Annotated in this window: 18 protein-coding genes; 12 read left to right on the top strand and 6 right to left on the bottom strand. The window is 67.5% G+C overall.

Translation table 11 applies throughout. From position 1 onward, the window contains the following. The first annotated feature begins 33 nt into the window (after positions 1-33). Positions 34-462, top strand: a complete 429-nt coding sequence (locus tag BLW05_RS17875) for a hypothetical protein (protein ID WP_093164690.1) — start codon at positions 34-36, stop codon at positions 460-462. Here the strand turns inward: BLW05_RS17875 and BLW05_RS17870 are convergent. Further along, entirely contained in the window at positions 446-1,804 is a 1,359-nt protein-coding gene (locus BLW05_RS17870) for a mannitol dehydrogenase family protein (RefSeq protein WP_256330363.1), read from the bottom strand. The two genes, BLW05_RS17875 and BLW05_RS17870, sit on opposite strands and share 17 nt — an antisense overlap. A 196-nt stretch (positions 1,805-2,000) precedes the next feature. On the opposite strand from BLW05_RS17870, the gene BLW05_RS17865 reads away from it, so the two are divergent. The 8 genes from BLW05_RS17865 (at position 2,001) to manD (ending at position 9,047) form a co-directional block, all read left to right on the top strand. Next, positions 2,001-2,741 (top strand): FadR/GntR family transcriptional regulator, encoded by a 741-nt coding sequence (locus BLW05_RS17865; protein WP_093164687.1) that lies wholly within the window; start codon positions 2,001-2,003, stop codon positions 2,739-2,741. A gap of 107 nt (positions 2,742-2,848) precedes the next feature. Then, positions 2,849-3,652 carry a substrate-binding periplasmic protein gene (locus tag BLW05_RS17860; protein ID WP_093164686.1) on the top strand — a complete coding sequence of 268 codons (804 nt, stop codon included), beginning with the start codon at positions 2,849-2,851 and terminating at the stop codon, positions 3,650-3,652. 104 nt (positions 3,653-3,756) lie between these two features. Then, positions 3,757-4,584 carry a substrate-binding periplasmic protein gene (locus BLW05_RS17855; protein WP_093164684.1) on the top strand — a complete coding sequence of 276 codons (828 nt, stop codon included), beginning with the start codon at positions 3,757-3,759 and terminating at the stop codon, positions 4,582-4,584. Positions 4,585-4,611: 27 nt separating this feature from the next. Next, complete coding sequence (locus tag BLW05_RS17850) at positions 4,612-5,649, top strand: L-idonate 5-dehydrogenase (RefSeq protein ID WP_093164683.1); 1,038 nt, start codon at positions 4,612-4,614, stop codon at positions 5,647-5,649. A 17-nt stretch (positions 5,650-5,666) separates the two neighbouring features. After that, a complete protein-coding gene (locus tag BLW05_RS17845; protein ID WP_093164681.1) occupies positions 5,667-6,332 on the top strand; it encodes an amino acid ABC transporter permease in 666 nt (221 codons plus the stop codon). A 15-nt stretch (positions 6,333-6,347) separates the two neighbouring features. Further along, positions 6,348-7,007: an amino acid ABC transporter permease gene (locus BLW05_RS17840; RefSeq protein ID WP_093164680.1), complete on the top strand. Its 660-nt coding sequence runs from the start codon at positions 6,348-6,350 to the stop codon at positions 7,005-7,007. Then, positions 7,004-7,801 (top strand): amino acid ABC transporter ATP-binding protein, encoded by a 798-nt coding sequence (locus BLW05_RS17835; RefSeq protein ID WP_093164678.1) that lies wholly within the window; start codon positions 7,004-7,006, stop codon positions 7,799-7,801. Before BLW05_RS17840 ends, BLW05_RS17835 begins: the two co-directional genes overlap by 4 nt. Before the next feature lie 34 nt (positions 7,802-7,835). After that, complete coding sequence (gene manD, locus BLW05_RS17830) at positions 7,836-9,047, top strand: D-mannonate dehydratase ManD (protein WP_093164677.1); 1,212 nt, start codon at positions 7,836-7,838, stop codon at positions 9,045-9,047. Positions 9,048-9,071: 24 nt separating this feature from the next. On the opposite strand, the gene BLW05_RS17825 is transcribed toward manD, so the two are convergent. Both BLW05_RS17825 and BLW05_RS17820 read right to left on the bottom strand, forming a co-directional pair. Further along, complete coding sequence (locus BLW05_RS17825; RefSeq protein WP_093164675.1) at positions 9,072-11,462, bottom strand: phosphocholine-specific phospholipase C; 2,391 nt, start codon at positions 11,460-11,462, stop codon at positions 9,072-9,074. A 145-nt stretch (positions 11,463-11,607) separates the two neighbouring features. Further along, positions 11,608-12,345, bottom strand: coding sequence for a FadR/GntR family transcriptional regulator (locus tag BLW05_RS17820; RefSeq protein WP_093164674.1), 738 nt, complete (start codon positions 12,343-12,345; stop codon positions 11,608-11,610). Positions 12,346-12,481: 136 nt separating this feature from the next. On the opposite strand from BLW05_RS17820, the gene BLW05_RS17815 reads away from it, so the two are divergent. From BLW05_RS17815 to BLW05_RS17805, 3 genes are read left to right on the top strand one after another with little or no spacing between them, the layout of a single operon-like run. Continuing rightward, entirely contained in the window at positions 12,482-13,249 is a 768-nt protein-coding gene (locus BLW05_RS17815; protein WP_093164672.1) for an SDR family NAD(P)-dependent oxidoreductase, read from the top strand. After that, entirely contained in the window at positions 13,246-14,121 is an 876-nt protein-coding gene (locus BLW05_RS17810) for an SMP-30/gluconolactonase/LRE family protein (protein WP_093164671.1), read from the top strand. The genes BLW05_RS17815 and BLW05_RS17810 overlap by 4 nt, the downstream gene beginning before the upstream one ends. A gap of 23 nt (positions 14,122-14,144) precedes the next feature. Then, on the top strand, positions 14,145-15,074 hold the full coding sequence (locus tag BLW05_RS17805; protein WP_093164669.1) for a dihydrodipicolinate synthase family protein: 930 nt from the start codon (positions 14,145-14,147) through the stop codon (positions 15,072-15,074). Between the two features lie 91 nt (positions 15,075-15,165). Here the strand turns inward: BLW05_RS17805 and katG are convergent, their stop codons facing one another. The 3 genes from katG to BLW05_RS17790 all read right to left on the bottom strand — a co-directional run bounded on the left by katG (position 15,166) and on the right by BLW05_RS17790 (position 20,448). Next, complete coding sequence (gene katG / locus BLW05_RS17800; RefSeq protein WP_093164668.1) at positions 15,166-17,436, bottom strand: catalase/peroxidase HPI; 2,271 nt, start codon at positions 17,434-17,436, stop codon at positions 15,166-15,168. 126 nt (positions 17,437-17,562) lie between these two features. Then, entirely contained in the window at positions 17,563-17,982 is a 420-nt protein-coding gene (locus BLW05_RS17795) for a hypothetical protein (protein WP_093164666.1), read from the bottom strand. Between the two features lie 108 nt (positions 17,983-18,090). Then, complete coding sequence (locus BLW05_RS17790; protein WP_093164665.1) at positions 18,091-20,448, bottom strand: cytochrome P450/oxidoreductase; 2,358 nt, start codon at positions 20,446-20,448, stop codon at positions 18,091-18,093. Positions 20,449-20,451: the final 3 nt, after the last annotated feature.

The following is a 20,451-nucleotide window of genomic DNA, read 5'->3' as shown; positions in this document are numbered from 1 at the left end:
AGATTCGCGGCTCGTATTCCGCCAAGCCGAACCATGAGCCCTGCCGCAGACAAGATCCGACGCGCACGATGCGCCGTCGATGACGTGATGCTGGAACTATTCAACCCGCAGATCGTCGAAGGCGCGCCTCACTCGCGCATCGTGGGCATCGCGAGCGATTGCCCCGAACACAGCCTGCATGCGGCGCGCCGGATCGCCGCCCTGCAGAGAACCGACGCGGGGCTGCACATGTGCCTGGCCGTCGCATCGGCGGCGCTGGAGGTCAGCCGCGCGCTGCTCGACCGGATGAGGGACGACGGCATCGATGACGGCGAAAGCGCCCTGCGCAGTTGCGCGCAGGATGCCGACCTCGTCGTCGAGGCAGCGCTCAGGGCGCGCGCGATCCTCGCTGATCGCTTGCCGGTTCCATCCGAATGCGGACAATCGCCCGCACCTGACGCCTCGATCAGGGCGCAGCAGTGACTTCGTCGAGCGCCGCAGCCAGGCCGGCAGACTCGATGCGGCGCAGCCAGTGGACCACGCGCGGCGCCCAGCGCACATCGTCCGCGCAGCCGGACGGCCAGATGGATGCGATCGACAGCAGCGCACGCACCGTGCCTTCGACATCGCCCGCATGCCGGCGGGCCAGCGCCTGCAACGCATCGGCCTGCGGGTCCGACATGGCGTAGGGGCGCCCGGCTTCGTCTTCGCCGCGCAGGTAGCGCATCCACGCTGCACACGCGAGCGCCAAGGGTTCGAGCTCGCGTCCCGCCGCCAAGCCATCGAGCAGCGGCGGTCCCCAGCGCAGCGGGATCTTCAACGAGCTATCGCTCGCGATCTGGTGCACGCGGTGACGCAGGTGCGGATTGGCGAAGCGCTCCAGCAGTGCATCGCGGTAGGCGGGTAGCCCGGGGCGGCTCAAGCTGGGAATGGCCACGCGCGACATGAAGGCGTGCACGAAGCGCCGCACGCCGGGCTGGGCGATGCCGTCGGCCACGGTGGCCCAACCCTGCACCGCTCCGATCATGGCCAGCGCCGTGTGGCTGCCATTGAGCATGCGCAGCTTCGCGTCCTCGAAGGGCTTGACGTCCTCCACCACCGTCACGCCGGCCCGGGCCAGCAGTTCGGCGTCCGACGGGTCGGCCATGCGCCGTTCGATCACCCATTCCCAGAAGGCCTCGGTGCTCAGAGCGCCGCGGTCTTCCACCCCCAGCGCGGCCGCTGCTGCGGCGTGCTGCGCGTCGGTGGATGCGGGGACGATGCGGTCGACCATGCTGTTCGGGAACGCGCATCGCGCCTCGATCCACGCGGCGAGCGCGGGCTCTCGCGCGGCGGCATCCGACAGGCACAGCGCCTGCAGCTTGCGGCCGTTGTCCGAGAGGTTGTCGCACGAGGCGACGGTCACTCCGGGCAGGCCCGACTTCATGCGCTGCGCCAGGCCATCCACGATCAGCGCCGCCAGATCCGGCGTGTAGCCCTTCTCCGTCACGGTCAAGGTGATCCAGCGCGTCTGCGGCGCTTCCATGGCGTCGACGACCTGCTGCCGCTCGCGCGCGGCGACGCAGGTGCGCAGCAGGGCGCCGGGGATCTGCCAACGCACCGAGTCGGCGTCCGCGATCTGCACCGAGTAGAGGCCGTCCTGCGCCGCCAGCGCATCCGCGAGCTGCGTGCTGCGCATGGCCACGCCGACCACGCCCCAGCGCGGATCGCCGCCCGCGATCAGGCGTTCGTAGACCAGCGCCTGGTGCGCCCGATGAAATGCGCCCAGGCCCAGATGCACCACACCCGGCTGAACGCCGCCACGCGTGGAATTTGGTAAGACCACCTGCGCCCCCGTGTCGAGCGCGCGCGCAGGCAGTGAGCCGAGAGGACGAGATCCAAGAGAGGGTAGGGACATGGGCGGAAGCAGCCGGCAGAATGGAAGAGGGATTAGATCGCCGGACAGACCAATCCCTATTCTGGTAAACCACTATGGGCCATTTGGCTCACCAATCCAATAATTGGTCCAACCACTTTCAACCATGAACCTCAAGCTCATTCCAGGCAACGCCCAAGCCGAAGGCTCTTCCAAGGTCGCGGAGCGCTCGTACCTGCGTCTGGCGGCGCAGATCATGGAGCTCATCCAGCACGGCGAGATCAAGCCCGGCGAACGCCTTCCCGCCGAGCGCGTGCTGGCAGAGCGCTTCGACGTGAGCCGCACCGCCGTGCGCGAGGCAACGATCTCCCTGGAGATCCAGGGCGTGGTCGAAGTGCGCGGCGGCTCCGGCGTCTACGTCACGCAGACGCCGACGCCATCCAGGAACATGGTCGTCACTCCCTTCATGCCTGCGTCCGAGCCCGGCCCCTTCGAGCTGCTGCGCGCGCGCTGCCTGATCGAGGCCGAGATCGCCGGGCAGGCCGCGCAGGTGCGCAAGGACTCGGACCTCGACCGCATCTTCTCGGCGCTGACCGAAATGCACGAGCAGATGGACAACAAGGAAGCCAATGCCGAGGCCGACCGCCTGTTCCATGTGCGCATTGCCGAATCCACCGGCAACAGCGTGCTGATGCAGATGGTCACCGCCCTCTGGGCACAGGCCCGCGGACCGATCTGGACCAAGATCGAGCACCACTTCCATACGCCTGAACTGCGCCAGGCCTCGCATGCGGACCACCAGCGCATCTTCAACGCGCTGCTCGCGCGCGACGCGGATGCTTCGCGTGCCGCCATGCGCGCGCACATCGAGCGCGTGATCACCGAATTCACCCAGGCCTGGCGCTAAGCAAACGCGCGCCACGCCATCCCATCAAAACAGGAGACAAGCCCGTGCATTCAACTTCTCAGCCTGACCGCGGTGCGAGCCTGCGCCGCGCCTTTGCCTGCGCGACCATGGCCATCGCAGCCACGGTGCCTCTCCTTGCCACGGCGCAGACTCCGCCGGCGCAAGGCGTCAGCCCACGCATCGACGCCATCCGCAAGGCGGGCGAGCTGCGCGTGGGTGTGCTGCAGAACGCGCCTTGGCTCATCGAGAACACCACTGGCAACGGCGAGCCCTGGAGCGGCCCGGCCTGGCTGCTGGCCAACGAATACGCGCGCCTGCTGGGCGTGAAGCTGCGCACGGTGGCCGTGTCGCACGAGACCAAGGTGCCGGTGCTGGCGGCCAACCAGGTCGACATGACGATCAGTCCGCTGGGCGAAACGCCGGAGCGCCTCAAGGTGGTGGACTTCGTCCTCTATTCGAGCACCAGCATCTGCATGTTCGGGCGGGCGGACAACGCGCGCTTCTCCAAGGCGACATCGGTCGACGACCTGAACAACCCCGAGGTGACCATTGCCTACTTCACCGGCGGCGCTGAAGAAAACTGGGTCAAGGAACGCTTTCCCAAGGCCCGCCTGCGCGCGGTCGCCAGCTCGGGCGCCACGGCGCCGGTCGAGGAAGTCATGGCGAAGCGTGCCGATGCAGCCCCCATCAACCGCGTGCCGTGGGTCGGCCTGCAGCGCAAGGTCAAGGGGCTCGCGGTGCTGCCGAGTGCCGACAACTGCCAGCACAGCACCGAGAAGGCCTCGCCGGTCGGGCTGGCCATCGACAAGAACCAGGCGCCTTACCTCGACTGGCTGCGCCAGGTCGCGAAGACCCTGAAGCCCAAGCTCGATGCCGACGAAGCGCGCGTGATCCAGGCCCAGCAGCCCTGAGCGGCCCGAGCCCGCTCCAACCCTCCTCGCAAGACAAGCCGATCAACGCCGCGTGCCGGCGTTGGGGAATACCTCACCCATTTTTTCCAGAACGGGAGACACACATGAAGACATTCGCCAGCACCATCGTCTCGGTCGCACTTGCATTCGCCGCAACGGCGGCCATGGCGCAGACGCCACCCCCGCCCGGCGCCAGTGCGCGCATCGACGCCATTCGCAAGGCTGGCGTGCTGCGCGTGGGCGTGGTCAACAACCCGCCGTGGCTCTCGCAGAACACGACCGGAACGGGCGAGCCGTGGTCGGGCCCCTCCTGGACGCTGGGCAACGAGTTCGCCAAGCTGCTGGGCGTGAAGATCGAGCCGGTGATGGTCAGCCATGAAACCAAGGTGCCGTCCCTGGTGGCCAACCAGATGGACATCATGATCGGCCCGCTGAACGAGACGGCCGAGCGCGCCAAGATCATCGACTTCGTCACCTTCTCCAACACCGGCGTGTGCATGTTCGGCCGCGCCAACAATCCCAAGTTCACCGCGGCCAAGTCGCTCGAGGACTTCAACAAGCCGGACATGACGCTCGCCTACTTCTCGGGCGCCGGTGAAGAACCGCTGATGAAGCAGACCTTCGGCAAGGCCACGCTGCGCGGCGTGACCAACTCCGGGTCGGTGGCGCCGATCGAGGAGGTGATGGCCGGCCGCTCCGATGCCGCACCGCTCAACCGCATGCTCTGGCCGAACATCAGCAAGAAGGTCAAGGGCCTGGCGGTTTTCCCCTCCGAGAACGACTGCCAGGACAGCAAGATCTTCCAGCTCGACACCGGCATGGGTGTGGCGAAGGACCAGAAGGTCTATCTGGACTGGCTGCGCGCCGTCGCGCAGCGCATGCAGCCCGTGCTCGCGCAGGAAGAGCGCGAAGCGACCAAGAACCTCAAGTAATCCCTGGCGCTGCTCCGAGGAAACCTCATGCTGAACTGTGCCATCCACGGCGCGCGCGACCTGCGCGTGGCCGATCTCACGCCCGAAGCGATCTCTCCCACGCAGGTCCGGGTGGCGGTCAAGGCCGTCGGCATCTGCGGCTCCGACCTGCACTACTTCCAGCACGGACGCGTGGGCGACTTCGTGATCCGCGCGCCCCTCACGCCGGGCCACGAGGCGGCCGGCCAGGTGCTGGAAGTGGGCGCGCAGGTGACGCACGTCAAGCCGGGCGACCGAGTGGCCCTGGATCCCGCGCGCACCTGCAGCACCTGCCGCTTCTGCCGGATGGGCGCATCCAACCACTGCGAGAACGTGCACTTCTTCGGCAGTGCGAGCCGCTGGCCGCACATGCAGGGCGCGATGCGCGAGCAGGTCGTCGTCGAAGGCTTTCAATGCGTGCCGGTGCCGGCCGAGCTGCCTTTCGAGATCGCTGCCTTCGGCGAGCCGCTGGCGGTGGCGCTGCATGCGGTGCACGCAGCGGGCTCGCTGCTGGGCAAGACCGTGATGGTGGTGGGCGCCGGGCCGATCGGCGCGCTCACGCTCATGGCCGCCAGGCTGGCGGGTGCCAGCCGCCTGATCGCGGTGGACATCGTGGACCACACGCTGGCAGCCTGTGCGCAGGTGGGTGCGACCGAGACCATCAATATCGCCAAGGACCCGCAAGGCATGGATGCGCTCGCCTCAGGCAAGGGCCAGGTCGACGTGAGCTTCGAGGCGGCCGGCCACTACAGCGCGCTGGGCAACTGCATCCGCGTGACGCGCCCGCGCGGCACGGTGGTGCAGATCGGCACGCTGGGCGGCAGCAGCGAGGGCTGCCCCTTCAACCAGATCATGGTCAAGAGCCTGTCCTACGTGGGCACCTTCCGCTTCGTGGACGAGTACGCCTGGTCGGTGGACTACCTCGCGCGCGGCGTGCTCGACGTGTCGCCCCTGCTTACGGCCGCCGTGCCCGTGGCGAAGGTGCACGAGGCCTTCGAGCTCGCGGCCGATCGCCAGCGCGCGATGAAGGTCATGGTCACCTTCTGAACGAGGTAGCAGACGACATGGAATTCGACTTTTCCCCGATCGCCGAGAACTGGCGCTTCTTCGTCAGCGGGCTGGGCGTCACGATCGCGCTCAGCATCGTCAGCGCGGTCACCAGCATCCTGGCCGGCCTCTTCATCGCGTTGCTTCGCCTGTACGGCCCGCGCTGGCTGCGACCGCTGCTGGTGTTCTACATCGACACCATGCGTGCCATCCCGGTGCTGGTGGTGCTGGTGTGGATGTACTTCGCGTTCCCGATCCTGGTGGGTGTCACGCTGCCGCCTTTCTGGGCCGCACTGGTCGCGCTGACCCTGCACATCGCCGCCTATTCGGCCGAGGTGATGCGCGCCGGCATCGAGTCGGTGCGGCCGGGCCAGACACGCGCCGCGCTGGCGCTGGGCATGTCGCGCGCCCAGCTGCTGCGCAAGGTGGTGCTGCCGCAGGCCACCATCCGGATGCTGCCGGCCTTCGGCTCGATCCTCACCATGGCCATCAAGGACACCGCCATCGCCACCGTGATCGCCGTGCCCGAGCTGATGCACAGTGCCGAGACCGTGGCCGGCCAGAGCTACCGGCCGGTGGAGGTGTTCACCGCGGTCATGATCGCCTTCTTCTGCATCCTGTTCCCGGTGACCCGGGGCGTGGACCGGCTGTACCAACGCGTGGCCCATCTGGGTCGCTCCTGAGGGAGGGCGGACACCATGCAATTCGACTGGTCCGTCATCTGGACACACCGCGAGGCCCTGCTGCACGGCGCCGCGCTGACCGTGGGCCTCACGGTCGTCACCATGCTCCTGGCCGTGCCGGGCGGCATCGTGCTTGCGCTGATGCGCCTGTCCTCCAACCGGCTGCTGAGCAATGTGTCGCTGGGCTTCGTGGAGTTCTTCCGCAACCTGCCGCTGATCCTGGTCATCTACTGGGTGTTCTACGTGATGCCCATGGCGGCCGACGTGCAGTTCTCGCCGCTCACCACGGCGCTGGTGGCGCTGGTGTGCAACGTGTCGGCCTACAACGCCGAGACCTTCCGCGCCGGCATCAACTCGATCCGCAAGGGGCAGATGGAAGCGGCACTGGCGATTGGCATGTCGCGCCGGCAGGCGATGTTCAAGGTGGTGATCCCGCAGGCGGCGCGCCGCATCCTGCCGGTGATCGCCAGCACCTGGATCTCGCTGTTCAAGGACACCTCGCTGGTCTCGGTGATCGCGGTCAGCGAACTGGCCTACAGCGCCATGCAGGTGCGCGCGCAGACCTTCCGCGTGCTGGAGATGCTCACCGCCATGGCCGCCCTCTACTGGCTCATGGGATACCCGCAGGCCAAGCTGGTGGACTGGTTCCACCGCCGTTATGGAGTCAAGGAATGAACCAATCCGATGCCGTCGCCGTCGCCGCCGCTGCGGCCCGCAAGAATGCCGACCAGCCGCCGGTGCTTGTGTACGACAAGGTACGCAAGCTCTACGGCGACTTCGTCGCGCTGCAAGGCGTGTCACTGCAGGTGCACAAGGGCGAGGTCATGTGCCTCATCGGCCCCTCGGGCTCGGGCAAGTCCACGCTCCTGCGCTGCACCAACGCGCTGGAGACGATCGACGGCGGCCAGGTCCTGGTCGACGGCGTGCCGCTGCCCAAGCGCGAGTCCGAAGTGCGGCAGGTGCGTCGCCGCATGGGCATGGTGTTCCAGAGCTTCGAGCTGTTCCCGCACAAGTCGGCGCTCGACAACGTGGCGATGGGCCCCATCACCGTGCTCGGCATGCGCGAGGACGAGGCCCGCAAGCGCGCGCAAGCGTTGCTGGAGAAGGTGGGCCTGGGAAGCAAGGCCGGCAACTTCCCGGCGAATCTCTCGGGCGGCCAGCAACAGCGCGTGGCCATCGCCCGCGCACTGGCCATGGAGCCCGAGGTGATGCTGTTCGACGAGCCCACCTCCGCGCTCGACCCCGAGACCGTCGGCGAAGTGCTCAGCGTGATGCAGAAGCTCGCGCAGGAAGGCATGACCATGATCGTGGTCACGCACGAGATGGGGTTCGCGCGCCGCGTGGCCGACTGGGTGGTGGTGTTCGAGTCGGGCGCCATCATCGAGCAGGGACCGCCTTCGCAGATCTTCGACAACCCCACGGTCGAGCGCACCCGCGACTTCCTGGGCCACCTCGGCTGGCACGGCTGAACTCATCCACCCAACACACACACGCAGAGCCTCCATGAAGATCACCAACGCCCGCGTCATCGTCTGCAGCCCCGGCCGCAACTTCGTGACCCTCAAGATCGAGACCGACGAAGGCCTCACCGGCATCGGCGATGCCACGCTCAACGGCCGCGAGCTGTCGGTCGCGTCCTATCTCACGGACCATGTCATCCCCTGCCTGATCGGGCGCGATGCGCACCAGATCGAGGACATCTGGCAGTTTCTCTACAAGGGCGCCTACTGGCGGCGCGGCCCGGTCACCATGAGCGCCATCGCCGCGGTCGACACGGCGCTGTGGGACATCAAGGCCAAGGCCGCCGGCCTGCCGCTCTACCAGCTGCTGGGCGGCAAGAGCCGCACTGGCGTGATGGTCTATGGCCATGCCAACGGCACCGACATCGAGCACACCGTGGATGAAGTGCTGCGCTATGCCGACGCCGGCTACAAGGCCATCCGCGCGCAAAGCGGCGTGCCGGGCCTGGACAAGGTCTATGGCGTCGGCAAGGGCACGCTGTTCTACGAGCCGGCCGATGCGGACCTGCCCTCGGAGCACGACTGGTCCACCGAGAAGTACCTGCGGCATACGCCCAAGCTGTTCGAGCGCATCCGCGAGAAGCTGGGCTTCGAGCATCACCTGCTGCACGACGTGCACCACCGCCTCACGCCCATCGAGGCTGGCCGCCTGGGCAAGGACCTGGAGCCCTACCGCCTGTTCTGGATGGAAGACGCCACGCCGGCCGAGAACCAGGACGCCTTCCGCCTGATCCGCCAGCACACCACCACGCCGCTGGCGGTGGGCGAGATCTTCAACAGCATCTGGGACTGCAAGGGCCTGATCGAGAACCAGCTGATCGACTACATCCGCGCGACGGTGGTCCATGCGGGTGGCATCACCCAGCTTCGCCGGATCGCAGACCTGGCATCGCTCTACCAGGTGCGCACCGGCTGCCATGGCGCGACCGACCTGTCGCCTGTGTGCATGGGCGCCGCCCTGCACTTCGACCTGTGGGTACCGAACTTCGGCATCCAGGAGTACATGCGGCACACGCCGGAGACCGACGCGGTGTTTCCGCATGCCTATACCTTCAGCGACGGCATGCTGTATCCGGGCGACGTGCCCGGCCACGGCGTGGAGCTCGACGAAGAGCTCGCGGCCCAATACCCGTACAAGCGCGCCTACCTGCCGGTCAACCGGCTGCAGCACGATGGCACGCTGTGGAACTGGTAGCGCATCGGCGCCGCAGCGCTTCGATCAGAAGCGGTCCGCGAGGCCCATTGCCGGATCGCTCACCGAGTGCCTGCCGGTTTCCACGCGACCGGCAAACCGGCGATAGAAGCCCGGGTCCGCGTCGCAGGTGACGACGAAGTCATACCAGTTGCCGCTGTCGTCCAGGCTCCAGCGCATGCTCGCATCGGCGCCGCCCTTGGCGCGAACGGTCCAGGAGCCGTCGCGGTTGCTCGCGATGGCGGCATTGCCGTCGCGATGGTCGTCGTGGTCGCCGTTGCCCTTGCCGTTATGGTTGCCGTTGTCGTCGTGGCCGTCCTTGCCGGCCACACCCAGCCCGTCCGGACGCGGATAGGCGCCGTTGGATCGCACCGTGAAGACGCAGTCGCGACGGCCATCGTTGCGCACCTGCAGGTGGATGTCGCCCCGGCGGCGGTCGTAGCCGACGCGGATCTCCGGCAGCGCCGCGCCACTGCTGCGCAGCTTGTTCAGGTCGCCCTTGAACTGGCGGTGGAAGCCGTTCGGGCCCAGCACCCACAGGTCGTAGAGGCCCGCGTTGTCGGTCATCGCGGCCCAGTAGTCGCTGAACTGCTTGCCCGGCTCGACCACGTAGCGGCGCGGCAGGCGATCCGACAGGTGCAGCTTGTCGTAGACGTGGAACACCGCAGCGGCGCGGCCGCTGTTCGCGAACAGCAGTTGCATGCGGCCGCCCAGCAGGTCCGCGCGTGCGCTCGTGTGCAGCTCGTACGGCAGCGCACGCGAGGGACGCACGCCGGTGGCCTGCACGGGCAGCGTCAGGTCCGTCGGCGGAACCAGCTTCGGCAGGGCCTGCTGCGCGAGCGTCAGCGCATCGGCCTCGTCCTTCGTCTTGCAACCGGCCAGCGTGGGCAACGGCTCGTCGTTGGGACGCTCGAAGTTGAAGGCGCTGGTGAGATCGCTGCACACCGCGCGGCGATGCGCGCTGATCTGCGGCTCGGCCACGCCGAAGACCTTTTCGAGGAAGAGCAACGTCGAGGTGTGGTCGCTGACCTGCGAGTTGACCCAGCCGCCGCGGCTCCACGGCGACACCACCCACAGCGGTACGCGCGGGCCGGGGCCATAGGGGCGGCCGTCGATCGCGGGCTGGCTCGTGGTGGCGGGCGCGTAGTTGTGGTACTCCACCGCGTTGTCGGCATCGGAGAGCGTGCTGCCGCCGGCGAGCGTTCCGTCCGCATTGCGCGAAGGCACCGCGGGCGAAGGCAGGTGGTCGAAGAAGCCGTCGTTCTCGTCGAAGTTGATCAGGAGCACCGTCTTGCTCCACACCTCGGGGTTGGAGGTGAGGGCATCCAGCACCTGCTGCACGTACCAGCCGCCCTTGGCCGGACTCGACGGCCCGGGGTGCTCACTGTAGGCGGAGGGCGCGATGATCCACGACACCGCCGGCAGCTTGCCGTTCTGGATGTCGTCGCGGAAGGTTTCGAGGAAGCCGTAGGGCATCGTGTTGCCGAAGCCCTTGGCGAGCGGGCTCAGCGCGTCGTCCACCACCGGGTCGTAGAAGGGACCTGCGGCAGTCACCGGCTGCGTGATGTCGGTCGAGGCGACGTAGATCGGGCGACGCGATTCCGGCATCTGCTCGATCGCGGCGCGCCAGTGGCGGAAGCCCATCATCTCGTTGCAGCCGTAGTTGTCGATCAGGCTCTGGTAGACCTTCCACTTCACGCCGGCCTTTTCCAGGCGATCGGCATAGGTGGTCCAGGTCCAGCCCTGCGTCGACGGGCCGATGTCGTTGCCGCCGTTGAACTGGTTGTTCAGCGCCGCGACGTTCACCCGGGTGCCGTCCACCGGGCTGGTGCCGTTCGGGCCGTTGGTGCCGCTCCAGTAGAAGAGCCGGTTCGCGATCGTGCCGGTGTGCATGCCGCAGTGGTAGTGGTCGCACAGCGTGAAGGCATCGGCCAGTGCGCGCTGGAACGGCACTTCCGCGTTCTCGTAGTAGCCGAGCGACAGCAGGTTCTTTGCATCGGGCCACTTGTCCATGCGGCCGTGGTCCCACGCGGCCTGCGAATCGGACCAGGTGTGCGGCGTGCTGCCGGCGCGCTGCGCGTTGCCCTTGCTCGCGTCGAGATGGTAGGGAACGTAGGTGGCCGTGGGCGTGACCTTGGTGTAGGTCTGATAGAAGACGTTCTTGCCGTTCGAGGTCGGAACCGCGAAGCGGTCACCGAAGCCGCGCACCCCCTTGAAGGTGCCGAAGTAGCTGTCGAACGAACGGTTCTCCTGCATCAGCAGCACGACGTGCTTGACGTCCTTGACCGTGCCGGTATCGCGATGCGCGGGGATCGCGAGTGCACGGCGGATGCTCGGGGGAAACGCGGACAGCGTCGCGGCGGCGATGCCGGAAGTGGCCGTGCTCTGGAGAAATTTTCGGCGAGAGTTGTTGGTCATGCTTTTTTCTGCTCGTGGAAAAGATGGGGCGCGTTGCGCGCGTCGGGTGCGTCGAGAAGACGCGGCGCAAGGCTAGGCACCGGACGTGTCATCGGCGTGACGACGCCCGTCACCGCCGCCCCCTACCAGGCAGGTCGCATGACCTCTATTTCTCGAAATCGATCAGGTGAGAAATGTCTTCGCGTGTTTCCTCGAGCTGCACGAGCGTCGCCTGCCGCGCTGCGAGCGAATCGTGATTGAGGATCGCGGTGAGGATCGCCTTGTGCCGCGGCAGCGACAGGGCGTGGGTGTTCGGATGCTGGCTGCTGAGCTTGATCGACTCGCGCAGGGCCAGCGACAGCATGTTGCCGATATAGGCCAGCAGGTCATTGCCGGTGGCCTCGGCAATGCGGCGATGGAAGGCGAGGTCGGGCTCGAGCAGTTCCTCGGGCGTACTCGCCGCCTCCATGCCGGCATAGGCCTCGGAGATGCCCTCGAGCTTCTCGGGGGTCGCTACCCTGGCGGCCAGCGCGGCGGCGGCGGGCTCGAAGATGCGCCGCACCGTCAGCAGTGTCTCGACGAACTCTCGCTGCGGCTTGGTCTGGATGAGCCAGTACAGCACGTCGGGGTCGAGCAGGTGCCAGTCGCTGCGCGCGCGCACGATCGCCCCGGCGCGCTGCTTGGAGACCACGAGCCCCTTGGCGACCAGCACGCGGGTGGCCTCGCGCAGCACCGGCCGGCTCACGTCGTAGGCCGCGCACAGCGAGGCCTCGGCCGGCAGGCGCTCGCCGGGCTTGTATTCGCCGGAGACGATGCGCATGCCCAGATCGCGCACGATCTGCGCGTGCATGCTCTTGCGCTCCGGCGGCCGGCGATAGCCGAGGTCGCTGTCTGATGCGTTCATGGAGGCGTTCGATCGAATGGAAAATAGTAATACTACTTTGATTGAATTCCAGCCGTATAAGCCCTAACAACAGCAGCAAGCACCTCGATTAAGTATGACTACATAATCGCCGCACTTCACTTCGCCCACCCGCGCCATGACTGCTTTCGCCCACTATCCGAGCCTCACCGACCGCACCGTGCTGATCACCGGCGGCGCCACCGGCATCGGGGCCACGCTCGTCGAGGAGTTCGTCGCGCAGGGCGCGAAAGTCGGCTTCGTCGACATCGACGCCACCTCGGGTGCGGCGCTGGCAGAGCGGCTGGCCGGCGGCGCGCGGCATGCCCCGCTCTTCGCCTGCGCCGACCTCACCGACATCCCGGCGCTGGAGGCAGCGATCGATGCGGTGCGGGGCCGTCACGGGCCGATCTCGGTGCTGCTCAACAACGCGGCCAACGACCGCCGCCACCGCATCGAGGACACCACGCCCGAGGCGTGGGATGCGGGCATCGCGGTCAACCTGCGACACCAGTTCTTCGCGGCGCGCCATGTCGCGGCCGACATGCGCGCGGCAGGCGGTGGTTCGATCGTCAACTTCGGCTCGATCAGCTGGATGCTCAAGCAGGGCGGCATGCCGGTCTACACGACGGCCAAGGCCGCGGTACAGGGCCTCACGCGCAGCCTCGCGCGCGATCTCGGCGCGTTCAATATCCGGGTCAATACGCTGGTGCCCGGTTGGGTGATGACCGACAAACAGGTGCGCCTGTGGGTCGACGACGCCGCACGCGCAGAGATCGCGCGCGGACAGTGCATCAACCGGCCGCTCTTGGCCGAGCACATCGCGCGCATGGCGCTGTTCCTCGCGGCCGACGACAGCGCCATGTGCACCGCGCAGGACTTCGTGGTCGATGGAGGCTGGACATGAAGGCACAACTGCTGGTCGATGCGCGCGCCCGGCTCGGCGAATGCCCGCTGTGGTGCGAGCGCACCGGGTCGCTCTACTGGACCGACATCGAAAGCGCGACGCTGCACAACTGGCGCGCGGCCGATGGCCGCCTGCGCCAGTGGACGCTGCCGGAGCGCGTGGGCAGCTTCGCGCTGTGCGAGCGCGATTCGCAACTGCTGCTCGGGCTGGCCTCGGGCATCGCGCTGTTCGATCTCGAGCGCGAATCGCTGTCGGCGATCGTGCCGGTCGATGCCGAACAGCCTTCGACCCGCATCAACGACGGCCGCTGCGACCGGCAGGGCCGCTTCGTGTTCGGCATGTTCAACCCGGCCGAGGCCGCGATCGGCCACTTCTACCGCGTGCATGCGGACCTGCGCGTCGAGCGCCTGCCGCTGCCGCCGGCCGGCGTCGGCAACAGCCTCGCGTTCAGCCCTGACGGCGCGGTGCTCTACTACACCGATTCGCCGACGCGCACGATCTGGCGCGTCGACTATCACGCCGACGGGCGCCTCGGCGCGCCGAGTCTGTTCGTGCAACTGCCAGCGAACGAAGGCTTCGCCGATGGCTCGACGGTCGATGCCGAAGGCGGTCTCTGGAACGCGCAGTGGAAGGGCAACCGGGTGGTCCGCTACGACGCCTCGGGCGCCGAGAGCGCACGCTTCGATGTGCCGGCCTCGCAGGTCACCTGCCCTGCTTTCGGCGGCGCCGCGCTCGACCAACTCTACGTGAGCAGCGCGCGCATCGGGCTCGATGACGCAGCCCTCTCGCACGAACCCGCGGCTGGCGGGATCTTCGTGCTGCAGACGGGCTGGCGCGGGTTGCCCGAGGCTCGCTTCGCGAGCGCGCGATGAACGGCCCCTACTGAAAGGACCCCATGACCACCACCCGCACGCCGCGCTACCGCGGCATCTTCCCCGTGGCGCCCACCACCTTCACGGAATCGGGCGAGCTCGACCTCGAAAGCCAGAAGCGCTGCATCGACTTCATGATCGACTCGGGCGTGGACGGCATCTGCATCCTCGCGAACTTCTCCGAGCAGTTCCTGATCGCCGACGACGAGCGTGAACTGCTCACGCGCACCGTGCTCGAGCATGTGGCCGGCCGCGTGCCGGTGATCGTGACCACGACGCACACGAGCACCAAGGTCTGCGCCGAACGCAGCCGGCGCGCGCAGGCCATGGGCGCGGCGATGCTGATGGTGATGCCGCCCTACCACGGCGCGACCTTCCGCGTCGGCGAGAACCAGATCCACGAATTCTTCGCGCGCCTGTCGGATGCGGTCGACATCCCGATCATGATCCAGGACGCACCGGCGAGCGGCACCGTGCTCTCGGCACCCTTTCTCGCGCGCATGGCCAAGGAGATCGAGCAGGTCTCCTACTTCAAGATCGAGACGCAGGGCGCGGCGAACAAGCTGCGCGAGCTGATCCGCCTTGGCGGCGACGCGATCGAAGGACCGTGGGACGGCGAAGAGGCCATCACGCTGCTGGCGGATCTCGATGCCGGCGCCACCGGCTCGATGACCGGCGGCGGCTTCGCAGACGGCATCCGCCCGATCATCGAGGCGCACCGCACGGGCGACCGCGACCAGGCCTTTGCGCTCTACCAGCGCTGGCTGCCGCTCATCAACCACGAGAACCGGCAGGCGGGATTCCTCGCGGCGAAGGCGCTGATGAAGGAAGGCGGCGTGATCGCCTGCGACGCGCCGCGCCATCCGTGGCCGCCGCTTCATCCCGCGGTGCGCGAAGGGCTCATCGACATCGCGCGCCGGCTCGATCCGCTGGTGCTGCGCTGGGGTCGCTGAGACCCGGAGCAAGAAGCCAAGACCGAAAAAACTCAGGCGGACCGGCGATGAACCGGCCCGCCTGAACGACGGGACAAACGGGCGAAGCGAATCAGCCCGCCAGATCGAAGCGATCGAGGTTCATCACCTTGGTCCAGGCTGCCACGAAGTCGTCGACGAACTTCTTCTTGGCATCCGAGCTTGCATAGACCTCGGAGATCGCGCGCAGTTGCGAGTTCGATCCGAAGACGAGGTCGACGCGCGTGCCGGTCCACTTCGCCTTGCCGGTCTTGCGGTCGCTGCCTTCGAACTGCTCCTTGGCATCCGAGGTGGGCTTCCACTCCGTGCCCATGTCGAGCAGGTTGACGAAGTAGTCGTTGCTGAGCGTGCCCGGCTTCTGCGTGAAGACGCCGTGCTTGGTGCCACCGACGTTGGCGCCCAGCACGCGCAGGCCGCCGATGAGCACCGTCATCTCGGGCGCGGTCAGCGTCAGCAGTTGCGCCTTGTCGATCAACAGGGCTTCCGCCGGCACCGCGAACGGCGCCTTCACATAGTTGCGGAAGCCATCGGCCACCGGCTCCAGCGGCGCGAAGGATTCGACGTCGGTCTGCTCCTGCGAAGCATCGGTGCGACCCGGCGAGAACGGAACCGTCACATCCTGGCCCGCATCCTTCGCGGCCTTCTCGACAGCGGCATCGCCCGCCAGCACGATCAGGTCGGCCAGCGAGATCTTCTTGCCGCCGCTTGCCGCACCGTTGAACTTCTCGCGGATGCCCTCCAGCGTCTGCAGCACCTTGGCGAGCTGGTCCGGCTGATTGACGGCCCAGTCCTTCTGCGGCGCGAGGCGGATGCGCGCGCCGTTGGCGCCGCCGCGCTTGTCGGATCCGCGGAAGGTCGAAGCCGACGCCCAGGCGGTCGAGACGAGTTGCGGCACCGTCAGGCCCGAGGCGAGCACGTCCTTCTTGAGCGCGGCCACGTCCTTCGCGTCGACCAGCGGGTGGTCGACCTTCGGGACCGGGTCTTGCCAGATCAGCTGCTCGGCAGGAACTTCGGGACCCAGGTAGCGGGCGACCGGCCCCATGTCGCGGTGCGTGAGCTTGAACCACGCGCGCGCGAAGGCGTCGGCGAACTGGTCCGGGTGCTCCATGAAGCGGCGCGAGATCTTCTCGTAGGCCGGATCGAAGCGCAGCGACAGGTCGGTGGTGAGCATGGTCGGCACCAGCTTCTTCGATGGGTCGTGCGCATGCGGGATGGTCGCGCCCGCCCCCTTGGCCACCCACTGCTGGGCGCCGGCCGGGCTCTTGGTCAACTCGTACTCGTAGCCGAACAGGTTCCAGAAGAAGTTGTTGCTCCACTTGGTCGGCGTGGTGGTCCAGGTGACTTCCAGGCCGCTGGTGATGGTGTCGCCGCCCTTGCCGGTGCCGAAGGCGTTCTTCCAGCCCAGGCCCTGCTCTTCGAGGCCGGCCGCTTCGGGCTCGTGCGCCACGTTGGTGGCCGGGCCGGCGCCGTGTGTCTTGCCGAAGGTGTGGCCGCCGGCGATCAGCGCAACGGTTTCCTCGTCGTCCATCGCCATGCGGCCGAAGGTGTCGCGGATGTCCTTCGCGGCGGCCAGCGGGTCGGGGTTGCCGTCCGGGCCCTCGGGGTTGACATAGATCAGGCCCATCTGGACGGCCGCCAGCGGGTTCTCGAGGTCGCGGGTGTGCGCCACCTTGCTGTCATCGTCCTTCACGAGCACACCGCGGTCCTTCTCGACGCCCGGCGAGCCCTTGGCATAGCGGATGTCGCCACCCAGCCAGGTGGTCTCGCGGCCCCAGTAGACGTCGTTGTCGGGCTCCCACACGTCGGGCCGTCCGCCGCCGAAGCCGAAGGTCTTGAAGCCCATGGTTTCGAGGGCCACGTTGCCGGTGAGGATCATCAGGTCGGCCCACGAGATGCTCTGGCCGTACTTCTGCTTGATCGGCCACAGCAGGCGGCGGGCCTTGTCGAGGCTCACGTTGTCGGGCCAGCTGTTGAGCGGCGCGAAGCGCTGCTGGCCGCGGCCACCGCCTCCGCGTCCATCGCCGATGCGATAGGTGCCGGCGCTGTGCCAGGCCATGCGGATGAAGAGCGGACCGTAGTGGCCGAAGTCGGCGGGCCACCAGTCCTGCGAGTCGGTCATGAGGTCGGCGAGGTCTTTCTTGAGCGCCGCGTAGTCCAGGCTCTTGAATGCCTTCCTGTACTCGAAGTCCTCGCCCAGCGGGTCGGACTTGGAGGAATGCTGATGAAGCAGGTCGAGGCGCAGTTGCTGCGGCCACCAGTCGCGGTTGGTGGTTCCTCCGCTGGCCCGGCTGCTGAACGGGCACTTGGCTTCCGTCTTCTCGTCTACAGTCTTTTCGCTACTCATGTGAGCCACTCCTTGGGTTGTATCGGGGGAGGAAGGGGCATTCTGTGTCAGAACCCGTTTTGGTGCGACCAAAAACGACTATGGCGACGATAGCAAGCGTTGACGTCAGGTTTCCAGTGGGCTTGCCTATCTCCTGGCGCGCCGCACGCGCGGGAAGAACCAGTTGCGGCTCGGTTTCGTCCAGAGCAGCACGACACCGATCAGGCAGAGCAGCGCCTCGGCCGCTTCGAACAGCAGATCGCCCTCGGCCACCGGCTGGTCGATTCCGCCGGTGACGAGGTCGAGGAGATTCGGCAGCTCGAGCACCAGCAGCAGAACGCTCAGCACGATGGCCGCCCACCGCGCCCGCCCGACGACCTGCCACAGCAGGTAGGCGACCACCAGCATGACCGCCGCGACGACCATCAGCCCGTAGGCCTGGCCTTCGCCCGGCAGGTCGTTCAGGGCGATGAGCCAGGAGACGAGGTCGACCGCGAGCGCAAGCGAAAGAAGTGCAACCGCCACGAACACGGTCGTCGGTTTGCGGGGATAGTCAACACTGGCCACCGGCCCTCCATCAGAAATTGGCAAGGGCTTCATTGTGTCGCCAGCATCTGCCTGCTTGCTGACAAGCCTGTGACGCCGGCCCCGGCCCCGCGCGGGGCCGGGCACGCTTCAAAGCTCCAGGACGAGCTTTTCGCCGCCGCAGGCGCGCGAGCAGCAGGCCATCATGCGCGCGCCGGCGTCGCGCTCCGCGCGCGTGAGCACCACGTCGCGGTGGTCGATCCGCCCGCCCAGCACGCGGACCTCGCACGAGCCGCACAGGCCCTCCTCGCAGTCGCTCTGCACGTCGATGTTGGCGCCGCGCAGCGCGCTCAGCAGGGTCTGGTCGGCCGGCACGTGGACCACGATGCCGGAGTCCTTCAGTTCGACATCGAAGGCCTGTTCGCGCGACGGGTCGAGCGTGCGCAGCGTCGATTCGAAATGCTCGATATGCAGCGCGTCCTCGGGCCAGGCGGCGCAATGGCTTTCGAGCGCCGACAGCATGCGCTTGGGCCCGCAGGCGTACACCTGGGTGCCCGGCTGCGGCGTGGCGAGGAGCGCGGCGAGATCGTTGCGCCGGCCTTCGTCACCCGCGTAGACCGCCAGCCGGTCGCCGTGCATCGCGGCGAGCTCATCCAGCATCGCCATGCTGGTGCGCGAACGCCCGCTGTAGTGCACCGTGTAGTCGATGCCCAGCGCCTTCGCGCGCCTTGCCATCGCGCTCACCGGAGTGATGCCGATGCCGCCGGCAATGAAGATCACATTCCTGGCCGACTCGTCCAGGTGGAAGTGATTGCGCGGGCCGCGGATCTTGAGCTTGTCGCCGGCCTTCACGTTCGCATGGATCCAGGCCGAGCCGCCGCGACCTTGGGGCTCGTGCAGCACCGCGATCTCGAGCGCGTTGGCGTCGTCAGGGTCACCGCACAGCGAGTACTGCCGAGACAGATCCGGATGCCCGCATTCGATGTCGATGTGCGAACCCGGCGTCCAGCGCGGCATCGGCCGGCCGTCCGGCGCGACGAGGCGCAGCCTCACGATGCCGTCCGCCGCGCGCGTGACGCGCTCGACCACCACCGGCCGCGTGATCGCACCCTTCGACGGTTCGCCGACGCGCACAGGCACCGGAACATCGGGGCGCCGCAGCGCGGGCCGCATGCGCTCGGGATTCATCGCCGGATCCCATTCGACCCACAGATGCTCGGGCCCGCGGAACGAGGTGTTGGGCACGTAGCTGAACTTCTGCTCCGCCAGCCGCATGTGCGGCAGCCGGCGCGCGAACTCCTCCAGGAAGATCTGCATCTCCATGCGCGCGAGGTTCTTTCCCATGCACTGGTGAGATCCGTAACCGAAGGTGAGATGGTCGCTCGCGTTGTCACGGCGGATGTCGAAGAAATCGGCATCCGCGAAGTGCGCCTGGTCGTGGTTGGCCGACGAGGTGACGATCAGCAGCTTCGAGCCCTTCGGCAGATCGACGCCACCCACCTGCGCATCGGCGGTGACGATGCGCCGCCACGCGGCCACCGAGCCGTTGTGGCGCAGGCATTCCTCGACCGCGTTGGGAATCAGGCTCGGGTCCTCGCAGATCTCGCGCCACACGTCCGGATGCTGCAGCAGCAGCTTCATCGCGTTGGCCGTGGCGTTGGCGGTCGTCTCGTGCGCGGCGACGATGCCGGCCATCATCATCGAGTGAAGGTACGAATCGGTGACCACCTCGGGCAGCTCGCGCTGCTTGCGCAGGCCGTACTGCATCCAGCCGCCACCTTCGGGGTTCTCGCGCATCTTGTCCAGCACCTTGCCGGCGAACTGCCAGAAGTTGCCGACCGCATGCGCCACCGCCACCTGCTCTTCAGGCTTGGGCCGGCCCCAGGTGTTGACGGTGTGCGCAATCGAATACTTGCGCAGCGTGTCCATGTCCTCCTCGGGCACGCCGAGGAAATGCAGCGCCACGGTCAGCGGCACTTCCCACAGCATCTGGTCGACCAGATCGGCGCGGCCGTCGTCGATGAAGCGGTCGACATACTCGCGCGCGAGCTGCCGCACCATCGGCTCGTGATGCTTGAGCTCCTCGGGCGTGAACGGGTCCATCAGCGCGCGGCGGCGCGGCATGTGCGCAGGCTCATCCTCGTTGACGAGTGTGCGGTTCAAAGCAAAGCCGTAGGAGGCCAGCACCGCGTTCGCGTCGTCGCCCGTCGGCGTGATCTTCTCGAGCGCGATCGCCGGGCTGAAGGTGATGTTGTCGCGGAAGATCGACTTGATGTCGTCATAGCGCGTGACCACCCAGTAGCCCAGCTTCGGGCTCCAGAAGATGGGCTCCTTCTCGCGCGCCCAGCGCACGTACTCGGGCGGGTCCTGCTGGTAGCCGTCTTCGAAGGGGTCGAAGTCGGCGGCGCGCTGGCTCACGGGGCAGCCGGTCGGCGTGCGCTCGGCCGAGAGCGCACCATGCGCCACCGGGCAGCCGGTGGTTCGGCGGGGGACTTCCACGGTGCTCATCGC

The organism is Variovorax sp. YR216 (genome assembly GCF_900107745.1).
Taxonomy (GTDB): domain Bacteria; phylum Pseudomonadota; class Gammaproteobacteria; order Burkholderiales; family Burkholderiaceae_C; genus Variovorax.
This window is presented reverse-complemented; position numbering and strand designations above follow the sequence as displayed.